This is a genomic window from Paraburkholderia sp. SIMBA_053 (assembly GCF_046534895.1).
Taxonomy (GTDB): Bacteria; Pseudomonadota; Gammaproteobacteria; order Burkholderiales; family Burkholderiaceae; genus Paraburkholderia; species Paraburkholderia caledonica.
On sequence record NZ_JAWRXU010000001.1, the window covers coordinates 1,201,008 to 1,219,675 of the forward strand.

General features: G+C 60.3%; 15 protein-coding genes and 1 pseudogene. 11 read left to right on the forward strand and 5 right to left on the reverse strand.

Annotation, left to right across the window (positions count from 1 at the left end; all coding sequences use genetic code 11):
* Nucleotides 1–6 precede the first annotated feature (6 nt).
* On the reverse strand, nt 7–2,640 hold the full coding sequence (locus SB753_RS05475; protein ID WP_410799356.1) for a 2-oxoglutarate dehydrogenase E1 component: 2,634 nt from the start codon (nt 2,638–2,640) through the stop codon (nt 7–9).
* 231 nt (nt 2,641–2,871) lie between these two features.
* Complete coding sequence (locus tag SB753_RS05480; protein WP_408490285.1) at nt 2,872–4,530, reverse strand: methyl-accepting chemotaxis protein; 1,659 nt, start codon at nt 4,528–4,530, stop codon at nt 2,872–2,874.
* A gap of 615 nt (nt 4,531–5,145) precedes the next feature.
* On the opposite strand from SB753_RS05480, the gene SB753_RS05485 reads away from it, so the two are divergent.
* The 4 genes and pseudogenes from SB753_RS05485 to SB753_RS05500 all read left to right on the forward strand — a co-directional run.
* A complete protein-coding gene (locus SB753_RS05485; RefSeq protein WP_027804412.1) occupies nt 5,146–5,802 on the forward strand; it encodes a helix-turn-helix domain-containing protein in 657 nt (218 codons plus the stop codon).
* Nucleotides 5,803–5,937: 135 nt separating this feature from the next.
* On the forward strand, nt 5,938–7,227 hold the full coding sequence (locus SB753_RS05490) for an SUMF1/EgtB/PvdO family nonheme iron enzyme (protein ID WP_410799358.1): 1,290 nt from the start codon (nt 5,938–5,940) through the stop codon (nt 7,225–7,227).
* Nucleotides 7,228–7,319: 92 nt separating this feature from the next.
* Entirely contained in the window at nt 7,320–8,399 is a 1,080-nt protein-coding gene (locus SB753_RS05495; RefSeq protein WP_410799360.1) for a linear amide C-N hydrolase, read from the forward strand.
* 256 nt (nt 8,400–8,655) lie between these two features.
* Nucleotides 8,656–8,880, forward strand: a pseudogene (locus tag SB753_RS05500) (flavin reductase); the annotation flags it as partial.
* Nucleotides 8,881–9,182: 302 nt separating this feature from the next.
* On the opposite strand, the gene SB753_RS05505 reads toward SB753_RS05500, so the two are convergent.
* Nucleotides 9,183–10,088 carry a LysR substrate-binding domain-containing protein gene (locus SB753_RS05505; RefSeq protein WP_410799361.1) on the reverse strand — a complete coding sequence of 302 codons (906 nt, stop codon included), beginning with the start codon at nt 10,086–10,088 and terminating at the stop codon, nt 9,183–9,185.
* A gap of 126 nt (nt 10,089–10,214) precedes the next feature.
* Here SB753_RS05505 and SB753_RS05510 point away from each other — a divergent pair, with 126 nt between their 5' ends.
* The 7 genes from SB753_RS05510 (at nt 10,215) to SB753_RS05540 (ending at nt 16,891) form a co-directional block, all read left to right on the forward strand.
* Entirely contained in the window at nt 10,215–10,427 is a 213-nt protein-coding gene (locus tag SB753_RS05510) for a tautomerase family protein (RefSeq protein ID WP_087751942.1), read from the forward strand.
* A complete protein-coding gene (locus tag SB753_RS05515; protein ID WP_410799363.1) occupies nt 10,424–11,233 on the forward strand; it encodes a 2-keto-4-pentenoate hydratase in 810 nt (269 codons plus the stop codon). The genes SB753_RS05510 and SB753_RS05515 overlap by 4 nt, the downstream gene beginning before the upstream one ends.
* Nucleotides 11,230–11,997 carry a 2-keto-4-pentenoate hydratase gene (locus SB753_RS05520; RefSeq protein ID WP_204521912.1) on the forward strand — a complete coding sequence of 256 codons (768 nt, stop codon included), beginning with the start codon at nt 11,230–11,232 and terminating at the stop codon, nt 11,995–11,997. The genes SB753_RS05515 and SB753_RS05520 overlap by 4 nt, the downstream gene beginning before the upstream one ends.
* 20 nt (nt 11,998–12,017) lie before the next feature.
* On the forward strand, nt 12,018–12,980 hold the full coding sequence (locus tag SB753_RS05525) for an acetaldehyde dehydrogenase (acetylating) (RefSeq protein WP_410799365.1): 963 nt from the start codon (nt 12,018–12,020) through the stop codon (nt 12,978–12,980).
* Nucleotides 12,977–14,032 (forward strand): 4-hydroxy-2-oxovalerate aldolase, encoded by a 1,056-nt coding sequence (dmpG, locus tag SB753_RS05530; protein ID WP_410799366.1) that lies wholly within the window; start codon nt 12,977–12,979, stop codon nt 14,030–14,032. The genes SB753_RS05525 and dmpG overlap by 4 nt, the downstream gene beginning before the upstream one ends.
* 98 nt (nt 14,033–14,130) lie before the next feature.
* A complete protein-coding gene (locus tag SB753_RS05535; RefSeq protein WP_410799628.1) occupies nt 14,131–15,360 on the forward strand; it encodes a PLP-dependent aminotransferase family protein in 1,230 nt (409 codons plus the stop codon).
* A gap of 151 nt (nt 15,361–15,511) precedes the next feature.
* The gene (locus tag SB753_RS05540; protein ID WP_410799368.1) at nt 15,512–16,891 is read left to right on the forward strand and encodes an amino acid permease; all 1,380 of its coding nucleotides are present in this window, start codon (nt 15,512–15,514) and stop codon (nt 16,889–16,891) included.
* A 310-nt stretch (nt 16,892–17,201) separates the two neighbouring features.
* Here SB753_RS05540 and SB753_RS05545 read toward each other — a convergent pair whose 3' ends face one another.
* Both SB753_RS05545 and SB753_RS05550 read right to left on the reverse strand, forming a co-directional pair.
* Nucleotides 17,202–17,909 carry an NAD(P)H-dependent oxidoreductase gene (locus SB753_RS05545; protein WP_408424218.1) on the reverse strand — a complete coding sequence of 236 codons (708 nt, stop codon included), beginning with the start codon at nt 17,907–17,909 and terminating at the stop codon, nt 17,202–17,204.
* Nucleotides 17,906–18,658, reverse strand: a complete 753-nt coding sequence (locus SB753_RS05550) for an enoyl-CoA hydratase/isomerase family protein (RefSeq protein ID WP_410799370.1) — start codon at nt 18,656–18,658, stop codon at nt 17,906–17,908. The genes SB753_RS05545 and SB753_RS05550 overlap by 4 nt, the downstream gene beginning before the upstream one ends.
* Between the last annotated feature and the right edge of the window lie 10 nt (nt 18,659–18,668).

Here is an 18,668-nt window from a genome sequence, read left to right on the forward strand (position 1 = left end):
GCAACTTCAGGCGCGCGCCAATGCGGCTGCCACCAGGCGCTGCTGTTCTACGCGATGCGCGCGTATCGACGAATCCGCGCCCGACGGACTCTCGCGCCGGCACACGTCGAACACGCGGCAGTTCGCCGGAACCGCTCCCTCTATGTCATCGCGCACGAAGTGCCATGCGCCATGCTTCTTTTCCTCTTCCTGGGCCCACACCACCTCCGCAAGATTCGGGTAAGCGGCGAGTGCAAGCGCAAGCTCGCTCGTCGGAAACGGGTACAGCTGTTCTATCCGGACGAGCGCAGTCTGCGTCTCGCGAGAAGCATCGCGCGCCGCCTGCAGGTCGTAGAAGAACTTGCCGCTGCACAGTACGACGCGCGTCACGTCTGCAGGCAACGCAGCACCACTGTCCTGCAGCACCGGAGCAAACGCACCGTCGATCAATTCGCCGAGCGGCGCATGCGAATGCGCATTGGCATGAAGCTGCCCCTTCGGCGACATCACGACAAGCGGCTTCGGCTCGACGCTCAGCGCCTGTTCTCGCAGCATATGGAACCACTGCGACGACGTCGACGGCATCACGACCTTCATGTTTCCGCCTGCGCACAGTTGCAGGAAGCGGCTGAGATACGCACTGGAATGCTCGGGACCGACGCCTTCATGACCATGCGGCAGCAGCATCGTCAGACCGGACGGTTGATCCCACTTGTACTCGCCCGCGGCGATATATTGATCGATGATCACTTGCGCGCCGTTCACGAAGTCGCCGAACTGCGCTTCCCAGATAGCAAGGTGCGACGTGGACTGAACGCTGTAGCCGTACTCGAAACCCAGCACGGCCTCCTCGGTCAGCGGTGAATTGATGATGTCGAACTCGCCCTGATGCACGCCCAGATTTTGCAGCGGCACATAAGGCTCAGTTGCGCCGGAAGCCGCGCCCGAAATTGCGCCTTGCGAGTGCCACACCGCATGCCGATGCATGAAGGTGCCGCGGCCCACGTCCATGCCGGAGATGCGCACACTGTGCCCGTCGTCGAGCAGACTTGCATACGCGAGGTTTTCCGCGAAACACCAGTCGACCGTCGCGGTTTCCGCTTCCACGCTCCGCTGCCACTTCGCCGTGATGTCGCGCACGAAGTCATGTAGACGCAACCCCGGCGGCGTGCGAGTCAACGCTGCAGTCAGCGACTGCAAGCGGGCGAGCGACAACGGCCGCGTGCGCTTCGTGCGCCTGGCCGGTTTCGCGGGGTGCGCGGGTCCGGCACCGCTCGTCCGGTCGGCGCGTTGCTGCGACAACGTTTGCGTGGGCGGCGTCAGAAGGTCCTTCAATGCATCGGCGCGCAACATCTCGAGTGGTGTCTCCTCACCGATGGCCGCGTGATAAAGCTCGGTGACGGTCTGATGCGCCGAGATTGCCGCCTGCTGCGACGGTTGCGTCAGAGCAGGAATATCGTGTTCCGAATGACCGAGGCGCCGATATCCGATCAGATCGATGACGACGTCGGCTTCATACTCCATCCGGTACTGCAATGCGAGCTTCGCGGCGCGCAGGACCTCGTCGGGACGGTCTGCGTTCACGCGGATCACGGGCGCGTCGATCATTCGCGCGACGTCCGTGCAATAGGAATGGCCTTCGGTGTCCATCCGGTTCGGCGTAGTGAAGCCGATCTGATTGTTCACGATGACGTGGACCGTGCCGCCCAACGCGTAACCGTCCTTACGCGTCATGTTCAACGTTTCCATCACGATGCCCTGGCCCGCGAACGCCGCGTCGCCATGCACGACCACCGGCAGGCATCCAAAGCCGCGATGTTCGTCCTGGTATGCACGCGCCATTCCGCTCACAACCGGATACACGCTTTGCAGATGCGACGGATTGTGCGCAAGGAAAATCGCAGTGTCGCCATGGGGCGTCTGTCTGACGGTGCTGCCGCCGAGGTGATAAGGCAGATCGCGCTGCGTGGCCGCGACAGCGGAATTCGGATCGAGGCAATCGACGAGCTTCGCCGGATCGAAGCCCATCACGTTGACGAGCACATTGAGGCGCCCCCGATGCGGCATGCCCGCGAATACCTGCTGAACGCCTTGAGCGGCAGCCTGATCGACAATTGCTTCGAGAAGCGGCACGAGACTTTCGCAACCTTCGAGTGAGAAGCGCTTCGCATGCTCGAAAACCGCCGCCACATGACGCTCCCACATTTCGGCGGAGATCAGGCGGCGCAACAGAGCGCGACGCTGTTCGCGGCCTGGCAACGGCGCAAGCTGTTCCGACTTGAGCATTGCGGATAAACGCGCACGACGCTGCGGATCGCGAATGCCGGTCAGATCGAGGCCGATCGCGCCGCAATAGACGCGCCTCAGTTGGCGCTCCAGTTCATGCACCGCCGCCGACGGCGGCAGCAGCGGGTTTTCTGCGCCAATCGGCTGCGCCGGGTCCAGTCCATGAAACACTGGGTCGAGCTCGGGCACGTCGGGCAAGGGCGTGAGGCGCAGCGGATCGAGCGACGCCTGACGATGACCGTGTTGACGGAACGCGTCGATGAAGCGCCGGACCTGCAACGTCCGCGCTACCGGCGACAGGTCGCCTGCCGGTTCGATAACCGCGCTGGCCGGCGAGCGTGAAAGAACAATCGATTCGGAAGAGACGTGTGACATGTTTTGATAGCGTGCGGAAGAAACCGTTAGTCGGATTTCGCTGTCCGCATTGCGATGCTCAGGGCGCAAGCCCTCCACGGCAACATGACAGTTGGCCGCGATCTTCGGCAGACAGCGAAACGGAAAGGAACGCGTTGCGGATGCAGGCTTGCAGAGCGCTCGGTCTTCTATTTGTTATCAAGCCGGTCCGTGCGACCGGCTCGTGTCTCCGTCCGTTGTCCGCCTCGACTTCTACTGCGGAGACATGCGCGCGTTGAGCCACGCGCCTGACGCGCCTGCTTCGCTCGTGCCGTTTGTGCGAGGCGCGTGCAGTTCGTTCGCGGCGCGCCATTGCTTCGCCGTGTCGCCGTTCAGCTTGAACGTGCTGACCGTATCGGTGAGCTGTTGCGCCTGGTCCTGCAAGGCTTGCGCGGCAGCGGCGCTTTGCTCGACGAGCGCGGCATTTTCCTGCGTCACCTTGTCCATTTGCGTGACCGCATGGTTGATCTGCTCGATGCCTTCGCTTTGTTCCTTGCTGGAGGAACTGATCTCCGCCACGATCTCGGTCACGTGGCGAATGCTCTTGACGACTTCGCTGATGATCTGCCCCGCGTCCTCGACCATCTTGCCGCCGGTACCCACCTGATTCACCGAGTCCGCGATCAGTTCCTTGATTTCCTTCGCCGCGACGGCGCTGCGTTGCGCAAGTCCGCGCACTTCGCTCGCGACCACCGCGAAACCGCGGCCGTGCTCGCCTGCACGCGCTGCTTCGACCGCAGCGTTGAGCGCAAGAATGTTCGTCTGGAATGCAATGCCGTCGATCACGCCGATGATCTCGACGATCCTGCGCGACGATTCGTTGATCGCGCTCATCGTGCTCACGACCTGATTCACCGCGTTGCCGCCCTTCACTGCGACGTCCGAAGCGCTCGACGCAAGCTGGTTCGCTTCACGGGCGTTGTCGGCGTTCTGCTTGACCGTCGACGTAAGTTGCTCCATGGCAGCCGCGGTTTCTTCGAGCGAACTCGCCTGATGCTCGGTGCGGCTCGACAGGTCCATGTTGCCGCTCGCCACTTCGCGCGTCGCCTGGCTGATCGTGTCCGTGCCCTGACGCACTTGCGCGACGATGCCGTGCAAATTGCGGGTCATGCGTTCAAGCGCGGTCAACAAGCGCCCCACTTCGTCGGTCGTATCGACATGCAGGTGATGCGTGAGGTCGCCCGCCGCGACCGCTTCCGCGAGGCTGACCGCGCGGTTGATCGGCCGCGTGATGGTGCGCGTGATGAAGATGCCCGTTGCGATTGCGATCAGCGTCGCGACCAGTGCGAGCAGGATCATCTGGATTTTCGCGCGATGCGCTTCGGAAACCGCATCGGCCACGTCGTGCGCCATCCGCTCCGCCTGCACGTCGACCATTTTGTCGACAAGCAGGTAGTACGCGTCCTGAAGCCGCGCCATGTCGCCCTGATAGACGTCGCGCGCTTCCTGCTGCTGGTTCTTGCTCACCAGATCGAAGAAAGCTTTCACGCTCACCCCGTAGGCCGAGCGCGCGTCGAACTGCTGCTTGAACAACGCCTTCGTGTCATCGCTCGTCAGAAACTTTTCGAGCTGCCCGTAGGCTTGCGCATTGGCTTTGCGGATGGCCGCATAGTCGTCCATATACTGCTTGGCCTTGTCCGGCGAGGTAGTCAGCAGCAGATTGCTGAGAATGCCGTTCGCCTTGTAGCCGTTGCTCTTGATCTGATTGCTGAGCGCAATGAGCGTGTAGCGATGACTGACGATCTCGTCCATCTTCGTGTTCGTGGACTCGAGATGCTCGATACCCACGATAGCCGTGCCGACGAGCAGCGCGACCATCAGCGCGAAGGCGGAGCCGAGCCTAACCCCGATTTTCAAATTCGAAATCTTCATGTGTCTAATTCCTTGCCCTACCGCACGATAAAAGTTGTCGCGAAACAGCCGTTGCTTAAGCCTGAAAAGTGCGCCCTGCCTCAAGGCGGTTCATTTCGATGACGTTTGAACCGCCGGCGCGCGCCGACGCGGGCGCGTGTAATCCGCCCCTTCTCATTGCCGCCGCTTTCTTCAGACAATATGACGACACATTCTGGGAAACCTTGAGAGCTGGTTGCGCTAGAAAGTGAAAATTTCGCCAAACGTTTGCGTCGGCGCGGGAAAGGCCCCTGTTGGAGCGACAAGATGAGAAGGCGCGAATGCGGTCTGCGGAACGCGGGGGGACGGTTTTATGCGCCGGTCGGCTCTGACAACGCTCAAACGGCATAAGCGGGAACGCGCGTCATTTTGCCGCGAAACAGGGGACAGAGCCGGTGGGACAATTGGTGCATTACCCCTGACATTGGCTCAGACATGCTTACCTCTACCGCTGCACAATCCGCCCTCGCCGCCGGCTCCGCTGCTTCGCCGGGCCCGGCCGTCAGTTCGCCGCCGCAGCAGCGCAGCCGCCGCGCCACGTCGCGGGCCGCTGGACGCACCGGCACCCGCAGCGCCGCGCGCTGCTCCAGCTGTGCGATGCGCCAGCTATGCATGCCACAAGGGTTGGCACCCGACGAGTTGTCCAAGCTCGAAACGCTGATCTGCTCCGCGCGGTCGGTGCATCGCGGGGACACGCTGTACCGCAGCGGCGACAGTTTCGACAACATCTATGCGGTGCGTTCCGGCTCGATGAAAACCGTCATGGCGCATCGGGACGGGCGCGAACAGGTCACCGGATTGCGACTTGCGGGCGAGGCGCTCGGCCTCGACGGCATCAGCGACGACCGGCACGCATGCAGCGCGCTGGCGCTCGAAGACAGCACGGTGTGCATCGTTCCCTACACGGCGCTGAAGTCACTGTGCCGCGAAATCGGCTCGATGCAGGAACGCCTGCACAAACTGTTGGGCGAGCAGATCGTGCGCGAAGCAGCCCAGATGATGGTGCTCGGCTCGCTTTCAGCGGACGAACGAGTCGCGGCCTTTCTGCTCGACGTGTCGGAGCGCAACGCTCAACGCGGTTATTCGTCGGCAGAGTTCAACCTGCGAATGACCCGCGAAGACATGGGCAGCTACCTCGGCATGACGCTCGAAACCGTGAGCCGCACCCTGTCAAGATTTCAAAAGCGCGGCCTGATCGACACGCAAGGCAAGCACATTAGGATCGTCGATCTGGACGGATTGCGCCAGGTTTAGGCTCGGCGCGAGGGCGCGGACCGCGCGGCCGCGTCGTTTGCCACGATTTTCCGGTGGAGTTCGTGCCTTGGCATGGCATCTGCAAGCGGGTACAGTCTTTGTTTAGTCCGTCCCCCCGCAAGGAGACCCGGCGAAATGAACCGCGACCCCGGTCCACATCATCCGCTCGTTCAACGTTTGAGCGACGCGCGTCAAGTTACCGACGCCCTCTTTTCCATCGTCAAGCCTGAGTTCCTGTACGAGAGACCGATCCGTGAACGGCACCGGATTGTGTTCTATATCGGACACCTCGAAGCTTTCGATCGTAATCTGTTCGACAAGCGCCTGTTCGATCTGCCCGCGTTCGATGAGCAACTCGATCAGCTTTTCGCATTCGGTATCGACCCCGTAGACGGCGGTTTTCCGACCGATCAGCCTGGCGACTGGCCTTCGCTTGATACCGTGCGGCAATACGGTTTGAACGCCCGTCGACAGATCGACCGCGAACTGCAGGCGCTTACCGATTCCGCGCGAGTCGAGGCGTCCGGGCAATTGCTCAACGTGGCCATCGAGCATCGATTGATGCATGCCGAGACGCTTGCCTACATGCTTCACCAATTGCCGATCGAGCAGAAGGTGACGGATTTGCGCGAGCCTGTCGTGCACGGTCCGGGGCGCGCGAACAGCCTGTCGCCGATGGTCAGCGTGCCCGCCGGTCCGGCTGTGATCGGCATGCCGCGCGACAGCGGCCGCTTCGGCTGGGACAACGAGTTCGGTGAATTGCACGTGGACGTGCCTGCGTTCGAGATCGACCGCTATATGGTCACGAACGCCGCGTTTTGCGAGTTCATCGAAGCCGGCGGTTATCGCGAGCGGAAATGGTGGACGGAAGAAGACTGGGCCTGGAAGGAAGCCGAGCGCATAGAGCATCCCGCGTGCTGGTCGCGACGCGAGGCGAGCGGCGAACGTGGCGAATGGATGCTGCGTACCATGTTCGACGAAGTACCGCTTCCATCCGACTGGCCGGCATACGTGAGCCACGCGGAAGCGAACGCCTACGCGCGCTGGGCGGGGAAGGCGCTGCCGACAGAAGCGCAATGGCAGCGCGCGGCACACGGTGCGCCGCATGCGGGCTCCGGCAACTTCGACTTTCGCAGTTGGGATCCGCGTCCGGTCGACGCTTATCCGGACAATGTCAGCGAGTTCGGCGTTGAAGGCCAGTACGGCAACGGCTGGGAGTGGACTTCCACTTTGTTCGACGGATTGCCGGGGTTCGAACCGTTTCCGTTCTATCTGGGTTATTCGGCCAACTTCTTCGACGGCAAGCATTACGTGCTGAAGGGCGGATCGGCGCGCACCGCACAGTGCATGTTACGACCGACATTCCGAAACTGGTTTCAACCGCACTATCAGTATGTCTATGCGGGGTTTCGGTGCGTGAGGTGATTGGCGAATAAAGCATAAGGCGATTGGTTCGGGTGACTGCAGCGGCCCCGTCGACAACTGCATTAGTTCCCAACACAGCGTGAGGAAGTGCCATGCGCCGCCCTTTTTCCGCAGTTGTGACGTGTTTCGCCGCAGCAGCGACCCTCCTTGTCGATCCGGCTGCATCGCTAGCCTGCACGCGCGTCGTCTATCTCGGCGACAACGACGACGTTATCACCGCCCGATCGATGGACTGGAAGCTCGACGTCGCCACCAATCTCTACATCCTGCCGCGTGGCATCGCCCGCACCGGTGAATCCGGTCCGAACTCTCTTAAATGGACGGCAAAATACGGTAGCGTCGTGGCTACCGGTTATGACGTCTCCACCACCGACGGCATGAACGAAAAGGGGCTAGCCGCTCAACTGCTCTGGCTTGTCGAGTCGCAATATCCTCCCTTCGACAAAAACTCGAAACCGGGACTCACTATCGCCGCATGGGCGCAGTACGTGCTGGACAACTTTGCGACCGTCTCGGAAGCCGTAGCTGCGCTTGAGAAAGAGCCGTTCACAATCGTCACCGACAACGTCCCCGGAGAACAGCGCCTCACCACACTGCACCTCGCGATGTCGGACGCGACTGGCGACAGCGCCATCGTCGAGTACATCGGCGGTAAGCAGATCATCCATCATGGTCGGCAGTATCAGGTGATGACCAACTCGCCGACCTTCGACGAGCAGCTTGCACTGAACGAATACTGGAAACAGATCGGAGGCACCGTCTGGCTGCCTGGCACCAATCGCTCTGCTGACCGGTTCGCGCGCGCCTCGTTCTACGTCAACGCCATCCCTAAGAGTGAAGACCCTGCCATTGCACTTGCCAGCGTTTTTAGCGTGATCCGTAACGCGTCGGTGCCGTTCGGGATCACTACCCCCGGCGAGCCGAATATATCGTCCACACGTTGGCGCACCGTCGCGGATCACAAACGCATGCTTTACTTCTTCGAATCGGCCCTCACCCCGAGTACTTTCTGGGTCGATCTCAAGAAGGTCGACTTCTCCGCCGGCGCGCCTGTCAAACGTCTCGACCTCGGCAAGGATCAGCGCAATACATTCGGCGGCGAAGTCTCCAAGGACTTTCAACGCGCACCCGCGTTTCCCTTCCTCGGCATCGACTCCAGCAAGTCCCGCTGAGGCGCGGCGTTACGGAGTCCATGATTGCCTGCGCGTCTTGCTGTGAGGTTCCCTGCACTGTTGGTCAGCTTGCTCTCCGGCTCGAGATTTAAACGCACGGACCGACCGCCTCGGAAATGACAGGCGAAGCGACGGCTGACTGGAACGTCTGACAGGACGTAGCAGCACGAGCGCATGCGGCCCGGCTATTCAGCCGTCGCCCTGTCAGGCGAAAAACCCCCGATCACGCAGCGGCCGCAGTGCGGAGGCGATTGACGAGCTGCCGGAGTGGTATGAAGGACTCAACGGCGTGCCCGTGTTGCGCGGCGCGCTCGCGAGCTTGCAGGGAAGAATTGTCGAAGCGAAGGATGTCGGCTCGCATGCGGTGCTGTTCGTGGAGACGACTGAGATCAGAGTGCGCAGCGACGGTGACAGCCTGATCTATTTCGACCGCAACTTTCACCGCGTGCCGTGCGCGTGGAAGGGCGCGACCGGTCGCTGAACGGACCTTGCGCCAGCTGCGCTTTGTCATGCGGGCAGCGACACGCTTACTGCGTCACCAGGGCCAACAGTCGCCGACACGACTGCCGGTTGACGAGCTCAAGCGGTCCGTCGAAACCCCGTACTTTCGAAGGCCGCTTGCATCCTGAACCATCGGACGGACTCACGCGGAGATGCAGTTCCTTTCCCCAGTCTCGATGCTGGATAGACTTGGGCAAACTTGCGGATGATCGTGCTTCGTCGAGGTATTGCCCTGCCGACCGGACGCTTGCCCGACCTCCCGGCATCACTCGCGGCCGCCGCTCAAAGCTGGGCACGAACGCGGTGGATTCGCGAAGTCCGTATCAACTTTAAAAAGGCTTGCAGGATCGGGGAGTTGTCCCCACGACGATAAAGACAGGACAACTCGATTTCCCGCAACTGTGTCGATCTGAGCGGGCGGTACACAACGCCCGGCAGCCGAAGATTGACTGCCGATTCCGTGGTCACGCAAATGCCGAAACGGCTCGCAACCAATGCGATGCACGTCACCACGTCCTCGACTTCCTGCTCAACACGCAGTTGCACATTCTCGGCGCGAAACGCAGCGGCCACTTCCTGCGCGAGGCCATGCACAGGCGCGTTCGGATAAAGAATCATTCGCTCGTTGTCGAGATCCCGCAGCGTCACCGACTTCTTCGCACACAGCCGATGTCCTTCGTACAGCGCAACCAGAAACGGTTCTCTTAGAACCCAATCAACCGCGATATCGGGTTCGTCGGGCACGAGACGATTGAAACCGATCGTGATGCGCCGCTCACGCAGCGCACTGATCTGCTCAGCCTTGGACATATTGTGCAAACCAATTTTGACCTCGGGCCGTTCGGTATGAAACGCGGCGAGCAGCCGGGGAATGACGTTCAGAATCCCCGAACTGAAAATGCCGACGTCGAGCCGTCCCAGGTAGCCCTGGCCAGCTAATTGAGTCTGTTCCTGCGCACGCCGCGCAAGAGCCAGGATGTTGGGCACCTCTTCCATCAACGCGCGCCCCGCCTCGGTCAGCTCGGCGCCCTTCGTGGTTCGGACGAACAGTTGCGTACCTAGTTCCTGTTCGAGTGCACGGATGTTACGTGTGAGCGGTGGTTGCGCCATGTGCAGACGTTCCGCCGCCCGTCCGAAGTTCGCCTCCTCTGCCAGCGCCATGAAATAGCGCATCTGCTTCAGGTCCATGTTTCCTCCACGTACTGCGCAGGCTCCGATACCCATTCGGTATCAATATGGGTCCAAACGGTATTGGACCGTCATGGCTTGCATCGTACATCATGACCTCGCTCATATCACGTCAGGAAACGAGTCATGCCAATCATCCACATCTCGCTCGTCGAGGGCCGCGACGCCCAAGCCGTCAAAGCGTGCCTTAAGGCAATCGCCCGCACCGTGCACGAAACCCTCGGCGTGCCCCTGGACAGCATTCGAGTCTTTGCAAACGAGGTGCCCTCGACACACTGGGCAATAGGCGAGCGTACCAAGGACGAACTCGGCACCCCCGCTCTGGAGAACGGCAAATGACGCCCCTCCTTATCGAGGAAGCAGCTGCTGCGCTTGCAACTGCTCAGCGCAGCGGCAAATACCTCGCGCCGTTGCGCGAAACGCACGATCAACTGAGTATCGACGACGCATACGCGATCCAGCGAGTGAACACCGAGCGTCGACTGGCCGAAGGCCGCCGCGTCGTCGGATGCAAAATCGGCCTCACATCGGTCGCCGTGCAGAGGCAGCTCGGTGTGGACCAGCCCGACTTCGGCATGCTCTTCGACGATATGGGGTATGGCGATGGAGAGCCGATTCCATCATCGATACTCACGCAGCCCAAGGTCGAATCCGAAGTCGCATTTGTCATTGGACGTGACATGACAATGGAGAACCCCACTCAGGTCGACGTGCTCAACGCTATCGAGTACGCGCTGCCTGCGCTGGAGATTGTCGGCAGCCGGATAGCGGACTGGAATATTCGCATCACCGACACGATTGCGGATAACGCGTCCTCGTCGGCGTATGTGCTCGGCACCATCCCACGCAAATTGTCTCAATTTGACCTGCGCTTGTGCGGCATGGTGATGGAGCGACGCGGCGAACCAGTATCGGTCGGCGCAGGAGCCGCCTGTCTGGGAAATCCTGTCAATGCGGTTGTCTGGCTGGCCCGGACGATGGCATCGCTAGGCCAACCCTTGAAAGCCGGAGACCTGGTGCTGTCAGGCGCCCTCGGACCCATGGTCCCCGTCGTTCCCGGAGACGTGTTCGAAACTCGCATCCACGGACTGGGGTCCGTGCGTGCCGTATTCGAACCGCTATCAAAAAACGAGGTGCGCTCATGAGCAACATTGCAGAACTCGCCAAGCTGCTCGACGATGCGGCGCTAAACGCAACGGAGGTCACGCGGTTCGATCGCGAGGGCCGTCTGTCACTTGATGAGGCATACCGTATTCAAGCCGAATCGATCCGCCGTCGACTCGACCGCGGTGAACGCCGCGTCGGTGTGAAGATGGGTTTTACCAGCCGGGCCAAGATGGTCCAGATGGGCCTGTCCGATGTTATCTGGGGACGACTGACCGATGCAATGCAGATCGAGGAAGGGACAGCGATTGATCTTTCGCGCTTCATTCATGCCCGCTGCGAACCGGAAATCGCTTTCATACTGAAGCGGCCGCTCGAAGGGAATGTCACGGGACCTCAAGCCCTCGCGGCGGTGGAAGCGATCGCTCCGGCAATCGAGATCATCGATTCGCGCTACAAGGATTTCAAGTTCTCGCTGCCAGAAGTGATTGCCGACAACGCGTCCTCTAGCGGTTTTGTTATCGGCGCCTGGTGCGATCCGAAGATCGACTTTTCTAACCTCGGGCTGACAGTAAGCATCGACGGGCGGGTCGTCCAGGTAGGATCCACCGCAGCGCTGCTGGGTCATCCTTTACGTTCGCTCGTAGCCGCCGCCCGTTTATCAGCGGAGGCTGGCGAGCCCCTTCAGGCCGGATGGATTGTCATGGCGGGCGGTGCTACGCCGGCGGAGTGGATCAAGCTAGGGCAGTACACGTCAGTCGATATGGAGCAGCTCGGCAGTGTTGGATTTCACGTCGCGGCGTGACCCCAAATCTCGGAGTGGATATGAACGAAAAGGTAAAAGTTGCGATCATCGGTCCCGGCAACATCGGGACCGACCTGATGATAAAGGTGATGCGCAACAGCCAGCACCTCGAAATGGCTGCGATGGTGGGTGTAGACCCGAAATCCGATGGGCTCGCGCGCGCTGAACGGATGGGCGTGGCGACGACAGCGGAGGGGATCGACGGGCTGCTGAAACTCGATGTGTTCAAGAACATCGATATCGTTTTCGACGCCACATCGGCCAGTGCGCACAAGCATCACAACGATGTGCTGCAAAAACACGGCGTGCAGGTTATCGATCTGACACCGGCTGCGGTTGGTCCATATGTGATTCCGGCAGTCAATCTCGAGGCCGAAAATGCGTCCAACATGAACATGGTCACGTGCGGCGGTCAGGCGACGATTCCGATTGTTGCAGCCGTGTCGCGTGTCGCGAAGGTCCACTACGCGGAAATCGTCGCCTCTATCTCGAGCAGATCTGCGGGGCCGGGCACGCGGGCAAACATCGACGAATTCACTGAGACCACGCGTAGCGCAATCGAGACGCTGGGTGGGGCAACTCGCGGCAAGGCAATCATCGTGCTCAATCCAGCGGAGCCGCCATTGATCATGCGCGACACGGTGTTTGTATTGTCCGATCTGGTAGACGTGAACGCGGTTGAGGACAGCGTCGCACAGATGATTGCCAGCGTGCAGGCTTATGTTCCCGGTTATCGCCTGAAACAGAAGATTCAGTTCGACATCGTCTCGCCGGAAAAGCCGCTGAACGTGCCGGGTCTCGGTGCAAAGCACGGGTTGAAGACGTCGGTATTCCTTGAAGTAGAAGGCGCCGCCCATTACCTGCCCTCGTACGCGGGCAATCTCGACATCATGACGTCGGCCGCGCTCGCGTGCGGCGACATGATGGCGCGCCGACGCCTTGCCGCAGGCGTGGTCCGAGGCCAGAAGGAGCCTATTCAATGACATCGCTCGACAAGAAACTCTATATCTCCGACGTAACGTTGCGTGATGGCAGCCACGCAGTACGTCATCAGTACAGCATTGCCAACGTCCGGGCAATCGCGAGGGCGCTTGATGAGGCCGGTGTCGACAGCATTGAGGTCGCGCACGGCGATGGCATCGAAGGGTCGAGTTTCAACTACGGTTTTGGTGCGCACAGTGATGTCGAATGGATTGCTGCAGCGGCGGAAAGCGTCAAAACCGCGAAGATAGCGACGCTGCTGATTCCCGGCATTGGCACCATCCATGATCTTCGCAACGCATACGATGCAGGCGCACGCGTCGTGCGCATCGCCACGCACTGCACCGAAGCCGACGTGTCCCGCCAACATCTCGAATTTGCTCGCGAACTCGGCATGGATTCCGTCGGATTCCTGATGATGAGCCACATGACCACGCCGCAGAAACTTGCGATGCAGGCGAAGCTGATGGAGCGCTACGGCGCGACCTGCGTCTATGTCGTGGATTCGGGCGGCGCACTTGGCATGGCGGACATCCGAGACCGTTTCCGCGCTTTCAAGGACATATTGGACCCGCAGACCCAGACCGGTATGCACGCACACCATAACCTGAGCCTTGGCGTCGCGAACTCGCTGGTCGCCGTCGAAGAAGGTTGCGATCGCATCGACGCGAGTCTTGCCGGGATGGGTGCAGGCGCAGGAAACGCACCGCTTGAAGTGTTTATCGCCGCAGCGCAACGTCTGGGCTGGAATCACGGCTGCGACCTGTACCGCCTGATGGACGCGGCCGACGATCTGGTGCGTCCGTTGCAAGATCGTCCAGTGCGCGTTGACCGGGAGACGCTGGCGCTCGGCTATGCCGGCGTGTACTCCAGCTTTCTGCGGCACGCCGAACTTGCTGCAAGCAAGTATGGTTTAAAAACAGTCGATATCCTCGTGGAACTCGGCCGGCGCAAGATGGTTGGCGGACAGGAAGACATGATCGTCGACGTGGCTCTGGATCTTTTGAGCCAAGGCGCACACGAGCGTAATAGAAGCGCATTACATCGTGCATAGATATCGGGCCGTAGCAACAGCGCTTGCGATCGGATTATTCGGTCCAATGCCTGCTACGCGGAAATGCTGCAATTGACCGGCGACGAGCCAACGACGATATGTACGAGTTTACAGCCCCTTTTCAAGACCCGTCCGGTTCACCGATTCGTGAGCTGTTCAAGTATCTTGCCGAACCCGGGATGATTTCATTCGCAGGCGGTTATCCAGCTAGCGATCTTTTTGACGTCGACGGTTTGGCATCTGCCCAAAAGCGCGCTTACCGGAATTCGAACCGCTGTCTGCAGTACGGACCGACGGACGGACTGCCTGAGCTAAAGAGTGAGCTGGTAAATCTGATGGCCCGTCGCGGCGTAACCTGCGGTCCGGGCGAACTGCTCGTGACGACGGGTTCCCAGCAAGGACTGGATCTACTGTTGCGCGTTCTCGTCGCACCAGGCGATGTCGTACTCACCGAACAACCAGCTTATCCCGCGACGTTGCAGGCTCTGAAGCTTCAACAAGCCAAGATCGTTACGGCGCAAGTAGATGGCCATGGCCTCGATGTAGACAACCTCGCTGCGCTTCTTGAATCGGGAGCAGTGCCGCGACCGAAGCTGCTGTACACGGTGCCAACTTTCGCGAACCCGACCGGCGCGACCATCACGCGAGAACGACGCATCGCGTTGCTCAAGCTTGCTGTCAAGTACCGGTTCGTTATCGTTGAAGACGACCCATACGGCGATCTGCGTTTTTCGGGAGACACCGTCCCATCAATTCTTGCGTTGACGGCGGAAGTCGAGGGTTCGCGCGACTGGGTGGTTCATTTTGCAAGCCTCTCAAAGATTGTCGCGCCGGGACTGAGAGTGGGCTGGTCGATTGCGCCGACTGAAATCACGCGACGTTGCGTCATCGCGAAGCAAACGGTGGACCTGTGTAGCGCTCCATGGACCCAGGCGATCGCGGCGGAGTATCTGGCGGACGGCGCTTTGGAGCGCCATCTGCCGCGCATCACCACGATGTATCGACGCAAGTGTGACGCGCTGTGCAACGAACTGCGCTGGCAACTGGACGATGCCATTCAGTTTCATCAGCCCGAAGGCGGGATGTTCGTGTGGGCGCGAATCGAAGGTATCGATTCATCGGAACTCCTCTCGCACGCAATCGAAAATAAGGTCATCTTCGTCCCAGGTAAGGCGTTTTTCGCCGATAAGCTGGACGCAGCATCACTGCGTCTTTCATTCGCTGCTCCCGGCGTTGAGGAGATTCAGGAAGGCGCAAGGCGGCTGAAGCGTGCGTATGAAGCAGCACTGGCAGCGGGCACATCATCGGTCCAATCCTCCGGGTCGTAAAGAAACCGGAAAGGAAGGTTTGATGCGGTGAAGCGGATCTCCGCCCACACGTCGTCGCTCGTTAACATCCGGCCTATCTCGGCCCGCTAGCACAAAAAGACAAGGTGCAAACACGTTTCACCAATAATCCAGATCCACTGTGGAGGTAGACATGCAGGATTACTCATTAAAAAAGAGCCTCAAGCAACGACACATCACGATGATCGCGCTAGGCGGCGTCATCGGCGCAGGCCTGTTCGTCGGCTCCGGCTCCATTATTGCAACCGCCGGACCCGCGGCGATTCTGTCGTACCTGATCGGGGGCGTGATGGTGACGCTGGTCATGTTCATGCTCGGCGAAATGGCGTCCCGCAATCCTGACAGCGGCTCGTTCTCCACGTATGCGAACAGCTATCTCGGCGAATGGGCCGGCTTCGCGGTCGGCTGGCTTTACTGGTTCAAGTCGATGATTACGATCACCGTGGAGGCGATCCTGCTCGGCGCGATCCTCCACGACTTCCTGCCATGGCTACCGGTCCCGGCTGGCGCGCTGTTCATGCTGATCGCGCTGATGGCGACCAACGCGTATTCAGTGCGCGCGTTCGGCGAAGCCGAATACTGGCTGTCGTTCGCGAAGGTCGCAACGATCATCGTGTTCATGGTGCTCGGCGCGTCGATCCTGTTCGGCCTCCAGCCGGGCATCCCCGCGCCGGGGCTCCTGAACCTGACTGACCACGGTGGCTTCATGCCCAACGGCATTTCGCCCGTGATCTCCGGCGTGATGGTCGTGATCTTCTCGCTTGGTGGCAGCGAAATCGCGGCAGTGGCCGCAGGTGAATCCGAGAACCCGGGCAAGAACGTGGTCCGCGCCATCAAGAGCGTGATCTTACGCGTGATGGTGTTCTACGTCGGCTCGGTGTCGATCCTGATCCTGTGTATGCCTTGGACCGACAAGGCCAATCTGAAATCGCCGTATGTCTCGCTGTTCAGTATGGCGGGCTTCACCGGCGCGGCCGTTGCGATGAAGATCGTACTCTTCGTGTCGTTCATGTCGGTGATGAACTCGTTCCTGTTCTCCAATTCGCGCATGCTGTTCTCGCTGAGCCAGCGCGGCCATGCGCCCGCGATGTTCGGCCGCACTAACGCGAAAGGCGTGCCGATGAACGCGCTCGTGCTGTGCCTTGCGGTTTGCGTGTCGATCCTCGGCATTCACTTCCTGAGCGGCGGCGACCTGTTCCTGATGCTCGCGAAGAGTAGCGGCGCGTTCGTCATGATCGTGTGGATCTTCATTATCGTCGCGCACTTCGCGATGCGCCGGCAGACGAAGCACGAGCAATGCGACCCGGCTGCGTTCCGTGCGTGGTTTTATCCAGTGTCGAACTGGGTCGCGCTGCTTGCGCTGGTCGCCGTACTCGGGTCGCAGGCATTCAACCCGGAATCGCGCTTCCAGTTCTGGTTCGCGGTATCGACGGCGCTCGCGATCGTCGCGTGGTACTACGTGCGGCGCAGGCATCCGTCGTTCGGGCAGACGTCCGGCGCGAAGGTGCGCTGAGGAGGCGGCCCCGGGGCGTGCATTCAGCCGAATAGAACGACCTCGTGCGCCATGCCGTTCATGAGCAGGTGTGCGACGGTCGCTCGGACGACCTCGAACGAGTGTTTACCGGCATCGCCAAGTGGGTCGACATGCCTCAAGGAGCCTCTCTCAACGAGCCGACCCTGCCACGCGGATTCAGTCCGCGAAAATTCCACGAGCAAAAGGCTCGCAGCGTAAGGCACTGCGTTTCCCGGACTTTAAATAGCCCAATGCGATTTTTGAACTGATTCGTGCCGAACTCTACTCAGCGCTTTCTTTGCAAACCTCATCATTCCAAAGGACGAAATACATCATCGAACTTCGAGAGATCGGGCATCTTCATAAGCGGCTGCTGATCGAGCGTGGCGATATACGCTCTCCAGTCCGACATGATGCGGTCCCGCTCGGCGTCCGGGCAATATGGAACGTGGTAACCCACAAACGGCTCGACGACATCGAATCCTACATATCCAAGGGTGCCTTGGAAGAAGTGACGCATCATGCCGCGCACGAGTTCGCCGTGCAATGCGCGTGGACCGAACATATGATCGCGGCCGCCCAGTGTAATCGCAGTCACCGCCCTCTTTCCAACCATGCTGCCGCGCTCATAGATTCGCTTTCCGCCATAAAACGCACCGGATAGGAACACCCGGTCGATCCAGCCTTTCAGTATGGCCGGCGTCGAGAACCAGTAGACGGGGAAAACGAATACCACTGTATCGGCCGCGAGAACCCGGTCCACTTCGCGCACGATCTCGGCATTCAAAGTGCCCTGTTTCAGCCCGTGGCGCTGTTCCAGCGAGTAGACCAGGTAGTCGGGATCGGATCGCGACTCGAAGTCGTTCGCTGAAGCGACCGGATTGAAACGTTGTGCATAGAGGTCAGATAGCGTCACCGAGCAAGACCGGCCTTCGAACTCTTCGATAGCCGCGTGAGCCAGGGCCGTGCAGAAAGATTTCGGCTCCGGGTGAGCATGGACGATCAGGACATTATTCATTCGACCTCTCCAGATTGCTTACCGGAATAGCGAACACGATTGGCCGCTTCTGGAATCAGAACGTTCAGCGCCTCGAGTTCGAACGACGCTGCCTGTTTTGCGCTCCGATGCGCACCGTCATCAATCAGTCGCCGTATTTGCCGCATGACGTGAGGCTGTTTGTCCGCGATTTCTGCGGCGTATTCCTGCGCCAGGACGTCGACCTCGGAAGAGTCCGCCAGCCGCGATATAAATCCTGCTGAAAGTGCTTCCTCTGCACCGATCACTCTCGCGGACATAAGCCAGTCGCGCGCACGAAGATCTCCCACCCGTCGCGCAAGCAGTGCGCTCGCGCCAGCCTCGGGGACGATACCTAGCCGAGCGAAGGGAAAACAGAATGTCGCGGAATGGGATGCGACGACGTAGTCGGCACTCAGAAGCAAGGTCGCGCCAAACCCTACCGCAGCACCGCGCACGGCCGCGGTGAACGGCTTATCGAGCCCGAGAAGCGCCGTTATACACCGTATGATCGCGCCATTTTCGGGCTGAGGCCAAAGCGTCGCGAAAGCTCCGATATCATGCCCAGCACAAAAACAGTCAGACGTTCCTTTGATCAGCACGGAGGCAACACGGTCGTCGGACCGGGCCTGGACGAATGCGTCGGCCAGCGCGCTGAACATTGACTCGTCCAACGCATTGCGCTTCTCAGGTCGGTTCAAGCTAATGGACATGACACCGTCGAGCCACTGCACGGAAACATGCTGGTTCATTCGTTTCCTC